Raw genomic sequence first — 14458 nt, 5'->3', positions numbered from 1 at the left:
GGCATTTTCTCAGGCCCGCGTCTCCGGCCCGCCATTTTCAGAAGTAATCAGAATTTTCTAGACACACTCAACTTCGCATTCCTCCCCACGCCGGTAACGGCTTCGCTCAGGTAGGGCATGTAATTGCGGTTGAAAACATTATCAACCGTCAACCGCACCTCCGTGCCGCGCCACATGCCTTGCCGGCCAATCCACGACGCAAACACGGTATGCAGCGCATAGCCTTTCGATGGCGGCAGGCGGTAGACACTCCCCACCGGCAAGACGCGCTCCTGCTTCGCCACGAAACGTCCCTGCCAGCCGATGCTGGCGCCAAGGTCGGGCATGCGCCAACCCAGGCCCGCCATCAACTTATCGGGCGCGATGGTCGACACGGGTTCGTCCTGGCCCCACGGGTCGCGCTGGGAACCGGTGCGCGTGCCGCGCTGCTTCGACAGCGAGGCGCTGGCAAACAGGCGCGGCGAGTTGTAATAGGACTCGACCTCCACGCCCTGCGTGCGGAAACCGGCCAGGTTGCGGTAGGACGACAGGGCCGGCGGCACCTTGCCCGATCCCGGCACATAGCCTTCGATCAGGATACCCAGGCGCGGACCGATATTGTCGCTGACGCGGTTCTGGTACGCCGTCAGGCGCAGCTGCACGTCGTCGCGTTCCATGAACACGTTTTGCCGATGCAGCATGACGCCCGTGCGCACGGCCGTCACCCGTTCGACGGCCAGGTCGCGGCTGGTACCCGGCGTCGATGAACCGAGCCTGGACGACACATAATATTCATTCGAATACATCTCGTCGATCGTCGGCGCGCGCCAGGTGCGGCTCAAGTCGCCGAACAAGGCCAGCGTGCTGGATGCCTTCCAGAACAGGCCCAGGCGCGGCGACCAGTCTTCGTGCGCCTTTTCGCTGAAGTCGTGGCCAGCCGCCGCCAGCGGGCTGTTGTAGCGCGACGCCTTGTTCGGCACGCCCTCGGAAACGACTCTGTCGTGGCGCAGCGCCGCCGTCACCGTCACGTCGCCATACGTCATCGCATCCTGCAGATACAGGCCCGTGGTTTCCTGGCGCCCGGCCGGCATGTAGTAGGGCTGGAAGTAGCCGTAGTTGTAGCTGGGGTCCTTCAGCGCCGTCGACGACGGGTAGTACATCAGAGTGTCGCGCACGTTCTTGTGCCATTGCAAGCCCGTCAGCAGCACGTGCGACACGGCGCCAGTCGTAAACACGCTTTCGTTGCGCACTTCCGCGATGCGGTCCACGTACGAAGCCCAGCTCTCGTTGCCCAGGGACCCCAGGTAGGAACCGAGCGACGCCGATGGCAAACGCTTGTCATGCTGGTCCGTGTGCGAATAGCCGGCGCTGGCCGTCAGCTTGATCCATCGATTATTTTGCGGCGCGTACTGCCACTTCACGGAATACGTATCGTCGTCCTGGTCGCGGTACACGGCCTTGCGCTGCCACGCCTCTTCCAGTCCATATTTTTTGATTTCCGCCTCGGTCGGCGTGGGCACGTCCTCGCCCATGGCGGCAAACGGGCCCCAGCCCGAGCTTCCGCTCTTCATGGCCGTCAGGGTCAAGAGCTGCTCCGGCGTCAGCCGGATATTCAGCTTGGCCAGGCTCGATGGCGCGTCGATGGCGGAAAAGCGGAATGGCTTGCCATCGGGTTTGCGCAAATCGTCGGACTTGCGCTGCGTCGTGAAGGCCATGGCATCGAAGCGGCCATCTTCCGTGCGGCCGTAGACGGCCACGGTAGCGTCGTTTTCCCCATTGTTCGAGTGGCGCGAATACTTGAGCATGGCGCCCACTTTCTCGCCGCCTTCCAGCAAGTCCTGCGCATCCTTGGTCTCGACCGTGATGACGCCGCCGAAACCGCCATTGCCATACAAGCTCGTATGCGCGCCCTTGTTCACTTCGATCTGCTTGATCAGTTCCGGCTCGATGAAGATGGAACCCTGGCGGTATTTCTCGAAGCCCTTGGGCACGCCATCGAGGATGACTTTCACGTCCTGCACTTTATTGAAGCCCCAGATATTCAAACTTTGTCCGCTGGGGCGGGCCGTACCGGCCAGGTCCACGCCGGGCAAGGTGTCGAGCAAGGACGCGACATTGTCGGCCTGCTGGCGTTCGATGTCGGCGCTGTTGATGTACGAGCGTCCGGCCGTGCCGGCGCTGATGGCGTCGCCGAACACGCTGATGGCGGGCATCTGCACGGCGTCGGCCTTCTCGATCTTGTCGGCCATCGCCGCCGCCCACGCGTGGCCGTGCGCGCCACCCAATGCCAGCGCCAGCGCGGCGGCCAGCGGGGTCAATCGTTGTTTGCTGCTGCTCTTCATCGCTATCCTTGCCTGGGTTTGCTTGCTGCTCGATGCTTGTGGAATGAAAAAATGCAGGGGCAGAGGACAGCTGTGCACGATCAAGCGGCGGCGTTGAAGGAAGCGTTGCGGCGGAACTCTGCCCGCGCGGAAACGCCGCCGGCGCATGGCCGGCGGCGCACTGCAGTCACCGGGATAAGTTGCCTTAGTGAAATGCGGAACACATCATATATCGGATGCGAATGATTCGCAATACGATTTAATAACTAGCTATTCCGGATAGCCGGTGATGTCGGCGATCTCGCGGTACAGGGGCTGCAGCCGCGCATACATCTTCTGGTACACGCGCCGATACAGCTGCTCGTAGATCTTGCGGTGCTCGGGATGGGGCTGGAATACCTTGCCCTTGCGCGTCATCGCCTGCACGGCGGCGGGGAAATCCGCGTGCCAGCCCAGACCCACGCTGGCGGCGATGGCCGCGCCCAGGCCCGAACTTTCATACACGTGGGCGCGCGCGGCCGGCAAGCCGAAGATGTCGGCCGTCAGCTGCATGGCGGCGTCGCTTTGCGAACCACCGCCCGCGATGCGCAGCTCCGTGATCGCGATGCCGCTGCGCCGCTCGATGCGCTCCTTGCCTTCGCGCAGCGCATACGCGAGGCCTTCGAGAATGGCGCGGTAGATGTGCGCGCGCGTGTGCACGTCGCCAAAACCGATCATGGCGCCCTTCGCTTCCGGGCCCGGCACCTTGATGCCGGGACTCCAGTACGGCTGCAGCATCAGGCCCATGGAGCCGGGCGGCACGGCGTCGACCAGGCGGTCGAAAAGCGCTTCGGCGGACAAGCCCGTGCCATCTTCGGCCGCCGCCGCCCGTTCGCGGTCGCCGAACTGCTCCTTGAACCAGTTGACCATCCAGTAGCCGCGGAAGATCTGCACTTCCGTGCTGTAGGCGCCCGGCATGGCCGCCGGATACGGCGGAATGAAGCGCGTCACTTCCACGTACTTGCGGTTGGTCGTGTTGATGGTGGCCGTGGTGCCGTAACTCAGACAGGCCACGTGCGGTTCGACGCAGCCGGCACCCAGCACTTCGCAGGCCTTGTCGGCGGCCGCCGCCAGCAGCGGCGTGCCCTCGGGGATGCCCGTCGCCGCGGCGGCCGATGCCGTGATGGCGCCCATGCGCGTGCCCGGCGCCACCAGTTCCGGCAGCATCGAGCGTTGAATTGCCAGCGCCTGCCACTTCCAGTCGAAGCGCCCGGCCCACGCGTGGCGCTTGTAGTCGAACGGGATGTACGCCACTTGCGAGCCCGTCGAATCGACGTAGCACCCGCAAAGGCGGTGGTTCAAAAAGCCCGACAGCAGCAGGAATTTGTGCGTGCGGCGCCAGATGTCGGGCTGGTGCGCGCTGATCCAGTTGATCTCGGCCTCCCGGCGGAAGTAGCTAATCGTGCCATCGAGGCGCGTGGCCCGGAAGGCGGCGCGCCACCATGGCGCCAGCGGGGGAATGTCGCGCGTGCTGCGCTGGTCCAGCCACGTGATGGCGGACCGCAAGGGCTGGCCCTCTTCATCCACGTTGACGACCGTGCCGCGCTGCGTCGTCACGGCCACGCCGGCCACCAAGGATTTATTGATGTCCGTGCCGCGCCACAGCTGCTGGCACGCTGCGCACACGGCTTGCCAGTAGCCGTCGGCGTCATGCTCGGCCCAGCCGGGGTGATCGGAATAGTACGCTTCGAGGAACACTTGCGCCTTTGCCGCCAGATTGCCATCGCGGTCGAACAGCAGCGCGCGCACGCTTTGCGTGCCATTGTCGATGGCGAGAATGTACGGCCCGGGGCCGGCTGCGCTGGCCATGGCTTATGCCAGGCTGGCCAGCGCAGCGCGCAGCGCCTGCAGCAGCGCTTGCGGATCTTTTTCCGGCAGCGCGCTGAAGACAGGCGCTTCCCAGTCCTGCCCGCGCACTGCCACTACGCGCAAGCGCCCCTGTTCGTTCCATGCCGGATACCAGCCCACGTCGACGATGTCGCCATTCGCGCACGTGATTTGCAGCAGGTCTTCGCCCAGGTCGTCGAGGAGGACGTCCACGCTCTGGCGCAAGTCCAGCGGCGACAGGCTGTCGTAGGTGATGCGCGCGTCGCCCAGTTCCAGGGACTGGCCAAACAGGATGGTCTCGATGATGCTCTCCTTTTTTATGGTTTTCATTCACCCTGCGGCACGCTGTAATGGCGGCGCCACAGGGCCAGGTAGCGCTGCTGCTCTTCTTCCCAGCGCGCGTCGTCCCAGCCCAGTTCACGCTGGCAGATGGCGCGCAGGCGCGGCATGATAGCAAGCGCGCCGCCGGCCAGCTGCAAACCGAGGCGCGTGCGCCGCAGCAGCAAGTCGTCCAGGTGCTGCACGTCTTCCATGCGCGCGCCCCAGCGCAGCTGCGCCCACAGCGTCTGCGTGCCGGGAATCGGCGCCAGCTCGCCGTCCTGCGCCGCATCGCACAGCGCCTGCGCCCCCGCGCCATGACGGCCCAGCAGCCGTTCGCGCTGCTCGCCATCGAGCGCCAGGGCCTTGCCCGACAACGGCGGCGTGGCATCGAAAATCGGCAAGGGGCGCAGCTCCGCCTGCCAGCCCGGCAGCAGCGGCGCGGCGCGGCGCAATGCGTCGAGGGCGATCACGCGAAACGTCGTCAGCTTGCCGCCCGCCACCGTCAGCAAGCCGTTTTCCAGCCATAGCGCATGTTCGCGCGCTTCCTTCGACGGGTCAAGCTGGCCGCTGCCGATCACGGGACGCACGCCGGCAAACGTGGCCAGCACATCGCCTTCGCCCAGCGCCAGTTGCGGGAACTGCCACTGCAAGGCGGCCAGCAGATACGCAAGTTCGCCGCGCGTGATGGCCGGCTCCACGTCCAGGCTGGCGCCGTGGTCGACATCGGTGGTGCCCACCAGCGTCACGCCCTCCCACGGATACGCAAACACAGGGCGGCCATCGTGCGGGTGCATCAGGCTGACGGCTTGCGCCAGCGGCAGCCGCCAGGCGGGCAGCAGCAGATGGCTGCCGCGCAGGGGCCGCAGTTTTGGCGTTTCTCCCACCTGGCCCCGCAAGGCGTCGGCCCAGGCGCCCGTGGCGCTGATCACCAGGCGCGCACGCACGGTGAATGCCCTGCCATCGAGCGCATCGGTCAAGGTGGCGCCGGCGACCTTGCCACCGTCGCGCAGCAAGGACGCCACGCCCAGGTAATTGACGGCCACGCCGCCATGGCGGCGCGCTTCCTGCAGTACGCGCAGTACCAGGCGCGCATCGTCCGTCTTGGCGTCCTGGTACAGCATGCCGCCCTGCAGGCCGTCGCGTCGGATGTGCGGCGCCAGCATGGCGAAATCCGCCGCATCGACATAGCGGCGCGCGCGCCGGCCCGCCATCACGTCGTAGATGGCCAGCCCCAGCATGAACTGGCGCCGCCCCGGCTTCCTGCCCGTGTAATCGCCAAAGGCAAAGCCTTGCGGCTCGACCAGCCCGGCCGCATCCGTCAGCAAGGTTTGCCGCTCGTGCACCGATTCGCGCGTCAGCGCGAACTGGCCCTGCTTCAGGTAGCGCAAGCCGCCATGCACGAGCTTCGAGGAACGGCTCGAGGTGCCCCAGGCGAAATCGCGCTGCTCCACCAGCAGCGCCGTCAAACCGCGCCGCGCCGCTTCCAGCAAGATGCCGGCGCCCGTGATGCCGCCGCCGACGATCAGCACGTCCCACTCGCGCGCCAGGAGGCCGGGCAAATCGTCCCTGTTCACAATCCGCTGCCCGTGTCAGGCAGCAGTTTGCCCGGATTCATCATGCCTTGCGGATCGAACTGGCGCAGCAGCGCGCGCATGGCGGCGATGCCCAGCTCTCCCTTTTCCGCCGCCAGCCACGGCGCGTGGTCCGTGCCCACGCCGTGCTGGTGGCTGATGGTGCCGCCGTTGGCGACGATGGCGGCACCGGCCGCGTCTTTCAGCGCACGCCAGCGCGCCATGTTTTCTTCAAAGGTGGACGCCAGCCGGTACACATAGGTGGTGTAGACACTGGCGCCCTGCGCGTATACGTGCGACAGATGCGTGTACGCGTGCACCTGCTCGCCATGCGCGGCCAGCGCATTGACACCCGCCTGCTCGAGCGCCGCCATCATCAGTGCCACGCGGGGCCAGTCGACGGCCGTTTCCACCGTGTCGATCACATAGCCATGCTCCCACGCGCCGTTGCGCAGGTAAACGTTGCGAAAACGCCCCTGCTTCCACTTGTCGCCCATGTGGCGTCCCACGTGCACGCCGCCGTGCCGCCGCGCCAGCGCCAGCGCGCCGCGCAGGGCCGCACGGGCCAGTTTTTCCTCTCCGCTGACGCCCAGCATCAGCATGCACTTGCCGTCGCCGCAGCCGCGCAGCGACAAATAACGTTCCAGCAGTCCCACCAGTTTCTTGTGTCCGGCCAGGGTCAGCATGGTTTGCGTTTCCAGGGCGTTCGACAGGCGCAGCATGCACAAGGGCAGGCGCGACTGGGCCAGCGCCCGCACGGCCGCCTGCGCCTGGCCCCAGTCCGCGAAAAACACGGCATGGAACGCCTCGTATGGCGGCAGCGGCGAGACGCGCACCGTCGCCTGCGTCAGGATACCCAGCCGCCCTTCGGAGCCGAGCACCATTTCGCGCAGGTCGATGCCGGCCGCCGACGCGGGAAACGTGGGGATGCGCAAGGTGCCGGCCGGCGTTTCCACTTCGCCGCCCGCGAACAGCTGCTCGATACGGCCATAGCGCAACGATTGCTGGCCCGACGAGCGCGTGGCGATCCAGCCGCCCAGGGTCGAATACTCGAACGACTGCGGATAGTGGCCCAGGGTATAGCCGTGCGCGCGCAGCTGCGCTTCCAGGTCGGGGCCATACACGCCGGCGCCGAACGTGGCCAGCTGCGCTTCGCGGTCCAGGTGGCCCAGCGCGCGCAGGCGCGCGAGGCTGACCGACAGCACCGGGCGCGGTCCCGCCGCTACCGTCAAATGCCCGGCCACGCTGGTGCCGCCGCCGTGCGGGATGACGGCCACGCAGGCCTGGCGCGCATACGCGAGCAGCTGGCGCACCTGCAGCGCGCTGTCGGGAAAGGCCACGCCATCGGGCACCGCGCCGATGCGGCCATGGCGCAATTTGAACCAGTCGGGCAGGCTTTGGCCGAGCGCATGGCGCACGCGCGTGGCAGGCTGGGTGTCGATCAGCGGATGCGGCGCCAGGCGCGAAGCGGGTACTTGCGCGCAGGCGTCGTCGAAGGTGGCATCGACGATGCCGCTGCCAGGCCCCAGGCGCTCGCGCAAAAACGCCAGCGCGTCCCCGCTCAGCGCATACGTGATGCTCTCGTCTCCCCAGCCATTCCAGCGTTGCATCGACATCCCCTATATTCGGCCAGTTGCGCGCCACGGCGGCTTGCTATACTGTTCTTGCCTGATTTTCTTGCTAGATCAATAGCATATGCCGCCACAGACGAAGGGTATTGGTTTTTCATGACAATCGCATTGTTCCATCATGACAAGCACTGACGGCCGGGTCGCCGGCGCCTATCTGCTGCCGCTGCTCGAAGCGGCCGGCGCGCACGGCATCGATGGCGTCACCCTGGCGCAAGCGGCCGGCGTGGCGCCGCACAGCCTGGAAGCGTCCACGCCCGGCCTGGCCGCGCGCGACTACGTGCGCCTGCTCGATGCGGGCGCGATGCTGGCGGGCGATGCGCATTTCGGCCTGCACGTGGGCCAGCGGGTGCGCATGGGCACGTACAGCGCCTATGGCTTGATTTTACTCAGCTGCAGCAACGTGGGCCAGGTGCTGGAACAGACGGCCCGCTATGAACGGCTGGCGCACGACCTGGGCCAGTCGGCCCTGCAGCGCGATGGCGCCGTCGCGCACTACCGCTGGACCAGCAACTACCCGGGCGCCAGCCGGCACCTGGTCGACAGCGTCTTTGCCGGCATCCGTGTCAGCGGCGACTGGCTGGCCGGCATGCCGCTGCCGCCGGCCAAACTGGCATTCACCCACGATGGCGGCGGCGACTTGCTGCGCCACGCGGCCCACCGCGACGAATACGTGCGCGTGCTGGGCAGCCTGCCCGCCTTTGGCGCGGGTGCCAACACGGCCACTTTCGACGCGCAATTGCTGGACTGGCCCGTGCCGAACGCCGACGTCAGCCTCTACCCCGTGCTGTGCCAGCATGCGGAACAGTTGCTGGCGCAGCGCGAGGCTGAAACGGACACCGGCGGCGCCATCGACGCGCAAGTGCACGCGGCCATCGTGGCAGGCTTGCGCCAGGGTTCTGCGCGGCTGGCGACCGTTGCCGCCGCGCTGGCGATGACGCCGCGCACCTTGCAGCGCAAGCTGGCCGACGCCGGCACCAGCTTCCAGGCCCTGCTGGACCAGGCCAGGTACGGCCTGGCACGCGACTATCTGCGCGAGCCGCATTTATCGCTGGTCGACATCGCCTTCCTGCTCGGCTACCAGGAACAAAGCGCGTTCAACCACGCGTTTCGCACCTGGGCGGGCACCAATCCCGGCGCCTGGCGGCTGCAGGAAATCCTTGACAGGCAGCAAGCCCCATAGACGTGCGCGGGGCATGTACACCGCGTTTTCTCGCTATACTGGCAAAGTCAGATTTTCCACGATCACTCCAACCCGCAATGCAAAGGATTAATATGCAACTCAAAGACAAAGTCGCACTGATTACCGGCGCCGCCAGTGGCATCGGCAAGGAAATGGCCATCGAATACGCAAAACAGGGCGCCAAGGTCGTCATCGCCGACCTGGTCCTGGAAGCGGCCAGCAAGACGGCCGAGGAAATCAAGCAGTCGGGCGGCCAGGCGTTTGCCGTCGCCATGGATGTCTCGAGCGAAGAACAGGTCGACAAGGGCGTGGCCGATGCCGTGGCCCACTTCGGCGGCATCGATATCCTGATCAGCAATGCGGGTATCCAGATCATCAGCCCCGTCGTCGACTACCCGTTCGACCAATGGAAAAAGATGCTGGCCATTCACATGGACGGCGCCTTCCTCACCACGCGCGCCTGCATGCGCGAAATGATCAAGGCCGGCCGCGGCGGCGCCATCATCTACATGGGTTCCGTGCACTCGCACGAAGGCTCGCCGTTCAAGAGCGCCTACGTGGCCGCCAAGCACGGCTTGCTGGGCCTGGCCAAGGTGGTGGCCAAGGAAGGCGCGAAGGACGGCATCCGCGCCAACGTCATCTGCCCGGGCTTCGTGCGCACGCCGCTGGTCGACAAGCAAATCCCCGAACAGGCGGCCCAGCTGAACATCAGCGAAGAAGACGTGATCAAGAAAGTGATGCTGAAAGACACCATCGACGGCGAATTCACCACCACGCAAGACGTGGCGCAAACGGCCGTCTTCCTGGCGGCATTCCCGTCGACGGCCTTGAGCGGCCAATCGATTGTCGTCAGCCACGGCTGGCATATGCAGTAAACACGCAGCGTCTCCGGCAGGCGGCGCCGTCCGCCTGCATCACCGCATCTGAAAGTCCCCAATTGCAAGACAACACTTACCGCCACCCGCGCGCGGGCTGGCCGGGGCGGCTCTTTGCCGCGCTCGCCAATTGCACGCGCTTTGCCAAGGTGCGCCAGGCCGTCATGTCACGCCTGCCCTTCCTGACCTTGCACAGCGACGTGCGCGACGTCGTCTACGTGAGCTGGCTGGTCGATGCCGCTGCCGCGCAGCGGCTGCTGCCCGCCGGCGTGACCCTGTGGCAGCGCGATGGCAAGACGCCATTCACGGTGCTGACCTACCGCCACGGGCATTTCGGCCCGGCCCTGCTCGGTCCCTTACGCAAGCTGCTGCCGTCTCCGCTGCAAAGCAACTGGCGCTTGTACCTGGACCACACGCCAGCGGGCGCGCCGGCCGTGCCCTGCGTGTATTTCTTGAAAAATATCATGGACAGCTTGCCCCATGCGCTGGGCACGCGGCTGTTCAGCGACATCCTGCCGAGCCACCTGGCCGACAACATGGCGCTGGAAGTCACTGCCACGCAGGCGCGCTGCACGATCACGCCCGGTGTCGGCAGCGCCCCACTGCTCGATATGCAGGCGGACATCATGGCGGAGCATGGCCTCGATGCCGACTGGCAAGCGCCGTTCGGCAACTGGCACGATGCCGTCGCCTTCCTCGCCTGCCAGGATGCGGCCATCGCGCACGTGCCGCGCAACGGCAAGCTGGTCTTCGGTGAAATCGACTTGCCCGTCGATGTGGATCAAGTGCAGGCGCTGACGGCCTTGCGCGCCGACTGCGGCTTGCTGGGCCAGCTGCCGCCCCTGTCAACCCCGTTTGCCTTTCTCGTGCCCGAGGTTGCCTTCAAGGCGCTGTCAGAGCGTCTGCTGTAGCGCGGCGGCGCTCGGCTGGTCGTACAGGCGTGGCCGGGCCGCCGCGCCGCCGCTCCAGTTTGAACAGGGCCATCGCCTGCTCCAGCTGCAGGGTCTGGTCTTGCAGCGACGCCGAAGCGGCCGCCGATTCCTCAACCAGCGCCGCGTTCTGCTGCGTCACTTCATCCATCTGCGTGACGGCCATGTTGACCTGGCCGATGCCGTGGCTTTGCTCGCGCGAAGCCGAGGCGATCTCTTCCATGATGCCGTGCACGCCCTGCACGGCGCCCAGCATTTCGGCGCTGCTCGCGCCCGCCTGCTGCGCCAGCTTCGCGCCCGCCTCCACCTGCGCCAAAGACGCCGTGATCAATTGCTTGATTTCCGTGGCGGCCGCCGCGCTGCGGTGCGCCAGGCTGCGCACTTCGCCCGCCACGACGGCAAAGCCGCGACCCTGGTCGCCCGCGCGCGCCGCTTCCACGGCCGCGTTCAAAGCGAGGATATTCGTCTGGAAGGCAATGCCTTCGATAATGCCCGTAATGTCGCCGATTTTCTTCGATGAAGCGTTAATGTCCGCCATCATGCTCACCATCTGGCCGACGAGTTCGCCGCCGCGCCCGGCCAGGCCGTGGACTTTGCCCGCCATGTCGCTCGCTTGCACGGCGTTGCCGCTGTTTTGCTGCACCGTGGCCGCCAGCTGCTCCATGCTCGACGCCGTCTGCTGCAGGGCCGACGCCTGCGCTTCCGTGCGGCCCGACAAGTCCATATTGCCGGCGGCGATTTCCTGGCTGGCCATGCTGATGCGCAGGAAATTGCCGCGCACGTCGCCAACGATGGAGTGCAAATTCACGCGCAGCTGGCGCAAGGAACGCAGCAGCTGCCCCATCTCGTCGCGCCGTGTCGTGTCGAGCTCGCCCGTCAGGTCGCCGCCCGCCATCACGTCACAGGCCTGGCGCGCCTGCTGCAACGGTTGCAGCACGGCGCGGTGCAAGCTGTGCCAGAAATACAGGGTTGCGCCCAAGGCCAGCACGGACAGGCCCGTCAGCCAGCCGCCCGCGCCGGCCGGCAGCACGCCCGCATTCCACGCCAGCTGCAGCAGCAATACCAGGCTCAGCAAGCCCAGATTCCAGCCGATGCGCTTGCCCAGCGGCAGGTCGCGCAAGCTCGCCAGCCTGGCCAGCCAGCCCGTGCGCACGGCCGCGCCCTGGCTGATGACAATGCCATCTGCCTGCCCCGCCCTGATGCGCGCGTACAGGGCGGATGCCTGCGCCACCTGCTGGCGCGTGGGCTTGGTGCGCACGGACATGTAGCCGACAGCCACGCCATCCTCGACCACGGGCGTCACGTTCGCCAGCACCCAGTAATAATCGCCGTTCTTGCAGCGGTTTTTCACCATGCCGCTCCACGAGCGCCCCGAGCGGATGGTGGCCCAGAAATCGGCGAACGCCTCGACCGGCATGTCCGGATGCCGGAGGATGTTTTGCGGCGCACCGATCAATTCTTCCGCGCTGTAACCGCTGACGGCGATGAAATACGGGTTGGCATAGGTGATATTGCCTTGCAAGTCGGTAGTCGAGACGATGGTCTCGCTATCACTCAAATTGATTTCGGTATCGCTGACGGGAAGATTGAGTCGCATGGTCGGATCCTTGGCTGTAGCCCTTGCTGGCACGGGGGAACGGTCAAATGCGGCACGGCAGCATGCCGGCTGCAATCTGCACCGATACATTAATTTTAATATTTAATTATTAATTTAAATCGGCAATTTTCACGGAGGAGATTGCCTTGTGGATCTGCAAATATTGCAGACGGCGGCGTGGCTGCGGGTGATGGCGGGAATGATGCCGGAACAGCGTGGCTGTCCCGGAGGAAAAACGTTTAACGGGGCACGTAGCGCCAGTTGCCGCTCTCGAGCATGAAGGTCAGTTCCGTCTTGATGGCTTCCGGACGGCTCGGCACGCTCAATTCCGTATCGCACACGAGGTAGCCCGTCTTGCGCTTGACGTCGCATTCGTTAACGGCCTTGACCTGCATGGTGCTTTGCGCTTCCTGCATCTGCACGTCCTTGGCCGCTTCCGGATTGCGCGCCACTTCTTCCTTGGCCCACGCGCGTATCATCGCTTGCGCCTCGGCCGGCGACGGCCCCGTGAACTTGGCGTTCTTGCGCTCGACGCCGACCCAGGTATCGCCCTCTTTACGCAGAGGCAGTACATTAAAGGCATCGCGCATGCCGGCGCTCATCCCCACCAGGCACACCACTTCGCCCGGCACTTCCTGCGAGTCCTGGCAGCCGGCCAGGCTGGTGACCTTGATGACGAACGGCATGCTCGACTGCGTCTTCGCTTGTGTCTTGGCTACGCCTGCCTGCACGGCGGCGTGAATTTGGTCGAGCGTGGGCATGGTGGCGGCATGGGCCGGCAGGGCGGCGAACAGGGCGGCGGCGGTCAGGGCGATGGAAGTCAGGCGCATGGGTATCGAGTGTAGTGAGCTAAGGCCGGCAGTCTAGCACTTTGCATAAAAACAGCTGTTTCTATAGAGAATTATCCACTGCATCGGGCGCGAGAAAGGCCCCGCCCGCGTCCGCCTGTCCGCGCAGGCGCAAGCCGATGGCCCGCAGCATCTCGACCAGTTCGCGCAGACGCAAGCCCTCGTCCGTCAGCCGGTATTCCACCTTGACGGGCACTTCCGCGTAGATCGTGCGCGTCAGCAAGCCCGCTTCTTCCAGCGCGCGCAAGTCTAGGGTCAGCATGCGCTGCGAGATATTCGGCACGGCGCGGCGGATTTCGCTGAAGCGCTTCGGCCCCGCCATCAGATAGCTGAGCAGCACCACCCGCCAGCGCCCGCCCAGCAAGCGCATCGCTTCTTCCACGGCGCAGCCGGAGACATTGTCTTTCATGGTTCGCTTCCAACCTGGTATAAAAAATGTACCTATACCACATTATTCTGCCTTCTTCCAAATAGTAACCATCGCGATTAGACTGCTCTTCCCTCACCTCATCGGAGTTTGACTTGGAAACCACCCTGATCTACAGCGTGCCGTTCGGCTGCTCGTTTGCCGCCATCGCCGCCCTCGAATGGAGCGGCTTGCCGTATCGTCTGGCCCGCGTGGAAGCGCGCGACCCGGCCAGCAAGCAGCATCCGGCCTTTCTCGCCATCAATCCGCTGAGCCAGACGCCGGCCCTGCTCACGCACACGGGCACGCCGCTGCTGGAAAGCATGGCGATCCTGCTGCACCTGGCCGCCCGCGCACCAGGCAGCGGCCTGGGCTTTGCGCAAGGCACGCCAGACTACGACCGCCTGAACAGCGTGCTGTCCTTTTTGCACACGACGTTTCACGCGGCCTTCATGCCCGCCTTCCAGGCCGCGCGCGCGTCACCGGACGATGCGCGCGCGGCCGTCTGGCGCGAGATGGCCGTCGAGAAGGTGAACAAAAGCCTGGCCCACCTGGAGCGCCTGCTCGAGGGCCGCGCATGGCTCGCCTCCGATGCCGCGCCCACCATCGCCGACGCCTACCTGGCCGCCACGGCGCGCTGGGCCGAACCGCTGCAACTGGCCAGCCTGGCCGATTATCCGAACACGGCGCGCGTGCTGGCCGCGCTGGAACAAGACCCCGGCATCCGCTTTGCCCACGCCATCGAAGACGGCTTGCCGGCCGCCAGCCGCGGCGGTTTCCTCGGCCACGTGGCGCTCGACCAACTGGCAGCAAAGGCCGGCTAACCGGCGGTCAACTCCCGCAGCAGGCGCGTCTTTATTGCTATGATGTCGGGCTGCCGGCGGTACAGCCGGCCACGTCAATACCATATCGATAACGTCGCAATATAAAACGG

General features: G+C 65.7%; 12 protein-coding genes. 4 read left to right on the top strand and 8 right to left on the bottom strand.

Annotated features, from left to right (window positions below; all coding sequences use genetic code 11):
* Positions 1-47: 47 nt before the first annotated feature.
* From AC54AG_RS14540 to AC54AG_RS14520, 5 genes are all read right to left on the bottom strand, one after another.
* Positions 48-2321, bottom strand: a complete 2274-nt coding sequence (locus tag AC54AG_RS14540) for a TonB-dependent hemoglobin/transferrin/lactoferrin family receptor (protein WP_496630751.1) — start codon at positions 2319-2321, stop codon at positions 48-50.
* A gap of 249 nt (positions 2322-2570) precedes the next feature.
* The gene (locus AC54AG_RS14535) at positions 2571-4148 is read right to left on the bottom strand and encodes an FGGY-family carbohydrate kinase (RefSeq protein WP_496630750.1); all 1578 of its coding nucleotides are present in this window, start codon (positions 4146-4148) and stop codon (positions 2571-2573) included.
* Positions 4149-4151: 3 nt separating this feature from the next.
* Entirely contained in the window at positions 4152-4496 is a 345-nt protein-coding gene (locus AC54AG_RS14530) for a hypothetical protein (RefSeq protein WP_496630749.1), read from the bottom strand.
* Positions 4493-6061 carry a glycerol-3-phosphate dehydrogenase/oxidase gene (locus AC54AG_RS14525; protein WP_496630747.1) on the bottom strand — a complete coding sequence of 523 codons (1569 nt, stop codon included), beginning with the start codon at positions 6059-6061 and terminating at the stop codon, positions 4493-4495. The genes AC54AG_RS14530 and AC54AG_RS14525 overlap by 4 nt, the downstream gene beginning before the upstream one ends.
* Complete coding sequence (locus AC54AG_RS14520; protein ID WP_496630745.1) at positions 6058-7668, bottom strand: FAD-binding oxidoreductase; 1611 nt, start codon at positions 7666-7668, stop codon at positions 6058-6060. The genes AC54AG_RS14525 and AC54AG_RS14520 overlap by 4 nt, the downstream gene beginning before the upstream one ends.
* A 139-nt stretch (positions 7669-7807) precedes the next feature.
* Between AC54AG_RS14520 and AC54AG_RS14515 the strand changes: the two genes are divergently transcribed.
* The 3 genes from AC54AG_RS14515 to AC54AG_RS14505 all read left to right on the top strand — a co-directional run bounded on the left by AC54AG_RS14515 (position 7808) and on the right by AC54AG_RS14505 (position 10655).
* Positions 7808-8869 (top strand): AraC family transcriptional regulator, encoded by a 1062-nt coding sequence (locus AC54AG_RS14515; RefSeq protein WP_496630744.1) that lies wholly within the window; start codon positions 7808-7810, stop codon positions 8867-8869.
* Positions 8870-8961: 92 nt separating this feature from the next.
* Complete coding sequence (locus AC54AG_RS14510; protein ID WP_046684805.1) at positions 8962-9744, top strand: 3-hydroxybutyrate dehydrogenase; 783 nt, start codon at positions 8962-8964, stop codon at positions 9742-9744.
* Positions 9745-9806: 62 nt separating this feature from the next.
* A complete protein-coding gene (locus AC54AG_RS14505; protein WP_219329854.1) occupies positions 9807-10655 on the top strand; it encodes a DUF2071 domain-containing protein in 849 nt (282 codons plus the stop codon).
* Here AC54AG_RS14505 and AC54AG_RS14500 read toward each other — a convergent pair.
* The 3 genes from AC54AG_RS14500 to AC54AG_RS14490 all read right to left on the bottom strand — a co-directional run bounded on the left by AC54AG_RS14500 (position 10627) and on the right by AC54AG_RS14490 (position 13527).
* Positions 10627-12270, bottom strand: a complete 1644-nt coding sequence (locus AC54AG_RS14500; protein WP_331777633.1) for a methyl-accepting chemotaxis protein — start codon at positions 12268-12270, stop codon at positions 10627-10629. The genes AC54AG_RS14505 and AC54AG_RS14500 overlap by 29 nt on opposite strands.
* A gap of 239 nt (positions 12271-12509) precedes the next feature.
* Positions 12510-13100, bottom strand: coding sequence for a hypothetical protein (locus AC54AG_RS14495; protein WP_331777632.1), 591 nt, complete (start codon positions 13098-13100; stop codon positions 12510-12512).
* 61 nt (positions 13101-13161) lie between these two features.
* Entirely contained in the window at positions 13162-13527 is a 366-nt protein-coding gene (locus AC54AG_RS14490; RefSeq protein WP_034758434.1) for a winged helix-turn-helix transcriptional regulator, read from the bottom strand.
* 113 nt (positions 13528-13640) lie between these two features.
* Between AC54AG_RS14490 and AC54AG_RS14485 the strand changes: the two genes are divergently transcribed.
* Complete coding sequence (locus AC54AG_RS14485; RefSeq protein ID WP_331777631.1) at positions 13641-14348, top strand: glutathione S-transferase family protein; 708 nt, start codon at positions 13641-13643, stop codon at positions 14346-14348.
* Positions 14349-14458 lie beyond the last annotated feature (110 nt).

The sequence above is a fragment of the Janthinobacterium sp. BCJ23 genome, assembly GCF_059617945.1.
This window is presented reverse-complemented; position numbering and strand designations above follow the sequence as displayed.